This window comes from Flavobacterium sp., assembly GCF_035760125.1.
Lineage (GTDB): Bacteria > Bacteroidota > Bacteroidia > Flavobacteriales > Flavobacteriaceae > Flavobacterium.
This window is the reverse complement of sequence record NZ_DASTTN010000027.1, coordinates 1-2,225: the sequence shown is the minus strand read 5'-3', so window position 1 is coordinate 2,225 and position 2,225 is coordinate 1. Positions and strand designations below refer to the sequence as shown.

Annotated in this window: 2 protein-coding genes and 1 pseudogene; all 3 read left to right on the top strand. The window is 33.3% G+C overall.

The window, feature by feature from the left end:
* Window positions 1-207 (top strand): annotated as a pseudogene (pyrH, locus tag VFS71_RS01270) (UMP kinase); the annotation flags it as partial.
* 77 nt (window positions 208-284) lie between these two features.
* A complete protein-coding gene (frr, locus tag VFS71_RS01265; RefSeq protein ID WP_326398861.1) occupies window positions 285-848 on the top strand; it encodes a ribosome recycling factor in 564 nt (187 codons plus the stop codon).
* A gap of 118 nt (window positions 849-966) precedes the next feature.
* The coding region (locus VFS71_RS01260) for a DUF5686 family protein (RefSeq protein WP_326398859.1) at window positions 967-2,225 on the top strand (1,259 nt) is incomplete at its 3' end.

The following is a 2,225-nucleotide window of genomic DNA, read 5'->3' as shown; positions in this document are numbered from 1 at the left end:
GATCCAGAGAAAAATGCGTCTGCAATAAAATTTGATTTCATCTCTTTTGAAGATGTATTGAAAAAAGGATTAAATGTTATGGATACTACCGCATTTACTTTAAGCCAAGAAAACAAATTACCGATAGTAGTATTCGACATGAACAAAATAGGAAATCTATTGAAAATTTGTGAAGGAAAAAATATAGGAACCGTAGTTAACATATAAAAAGCAGTAGGCAGTTTTCAGATGACAGTACAACAATCTGAAATCTGAAGTCTAAAAACTCTGAAATCTTAAAAAAAATGACAGAAGAAATTGAATTTATATTAGATAGTACAGAAGAATCGATGACTGGTTCTATTGAACATTTAGAAAAAGCATTTTTAAACATTCGTGCCGGAAAAGCATCACCAGCCATGTTGGGAAGTGTTTTTGTTGATTATTATGGATCGGCATCTCCACTATCTCAAGTATCAAAAATCAGTGTACCCGATGCTAGAACCATCACACTTCAACCTTTTGAAAAAAACATGTTACATCCTATAGAAAAAGCAATTATGGTTGCCAATCTTGGATTCAACCCAATGAATAATGGAGACCTGATTATCATTAGCGTCCCTCCTCTTACTGAAGACCGTAGACGTGAATTGGCAAAACAAGCCAAGTCTGAAGCTGAAGATGCCAAAATTGGTGTTAGAAACGCTCGAAAAGATGCCAATACGGATATCAAAAAATTAGAAAAAGAAGGAACTTCAGAAGACATTTGTAAAAGCGCCGAAGAAGAAGTTCAAAACTTAACTAATTCATTTATTAAAAAAATTGATGAACTTCTGGCTGTAAAAGAAGCCGAAATCATGAAAGTTTAATCTTTCAATTAAATATTTATTAAATCCGTCTTGCTTTTTTGGAACTAGGCGGATTTTTTTATAGCTATTTTTGTTACAACAAAACGGATATAAACACGTTTTGTATTAAACCGTTTTTATGAAGCACTTTATTGTACTGTTCTTCCTTTTTACGCTTTCGCTTCAAGCGCAATTTCAGGTAAACGGAATTGTCAAAGACGCTTCAACACAAAAAACACTTCCTTTTGCCTCTATTGTTTCGAACGATGGCTCCAATACAATCTCTGATGTTGATGGAAAATTCAGCTTGGCATCCGAAAACAAAATAACATCTATAACAGTTTCCTATATTGGTTACATAAAAAATACAATTAATATAGAAAACGATAAGTTATTTTACAAAATAGCTCTTATTCAAAAAACAAACCAACTCAACGAAGTTCTGGTTTCTAATGAAAATCCAGCATTGGCTATTATAAAAAAAACCATTCAGAACAAAACAGAAAACAATCCGCAGAAAAAACTCAAAAGCTTTGAATTTAAATCCTACAATAAACTCATCGTTACTGCCAATCCAGACTCCATTAATGGGACTATAGACTCCGTGTTTGTAACCAATTCGTACGAAACTTATCTAAAAAAATTGGATTCAACCGATTACAAATTCAAACAACTCATCAAGAAACAGCATTTGTTTCAAACCGAGAAAGTATCAAAATATCAATACGACGGTAAAAGATTAAAAGAAACCATTTTAGGAACCAGAATGGCTGGATTCAAGCAGCCTGTTTATGAAATACTTACTTTTAACCTTCAATCATACTCCATATACGACCCTAAATATGAGCTTTTTGAAACCAAATATAAAAGCCCAATTGCAAATGATGCCTTGAATGATTACAACTACAAACTACTGGACACTGTAGCCATAAATGGTCGAAACACTTATATGGTTTACTTTAAAAACAAAAAAGAAAGAAGGGCCGCTGGCCTGGAGGGAATCTTGTATATCGATGAAATTAATTTTGCTATTGCAAAAGCCATTATGCGCATCAAGGGAATACTGGACATTAGCGGGACTCATGAGTTTCAATTCATTCCAGAAAAATATTTGTGGTTTCCTACCGCAACAAAATTTAAAATTGTAAAAGGAACCAATGATGATGATATAAAAATACTGGGAGGAACAATTCAATTTGACGGTGACATTAAAGAAGACTTGACTCCCAGGAAAAGAGTCGAATCCGATTATATCTATCTGCTCTCTCAAACTACAAATTTTGACATTCAATACTCCACTCCTGTAGCAATAAAAAAACCAATAGTTCAAGTCGAAATTAAAGATGATGCGATTAACAAACCCGAAAGTTTTTGGGTCGAATACCGAAAAGACAGTTT

Bases quoted from the DNA above. Each gene is read 5' to 3' on its own strand.
- frr (WP_326398861.1), top strand. From the start codon at position 285: ATGACAGAAGAAATTGAATTTATATTAGATAGTACAGAAGAATCGATG.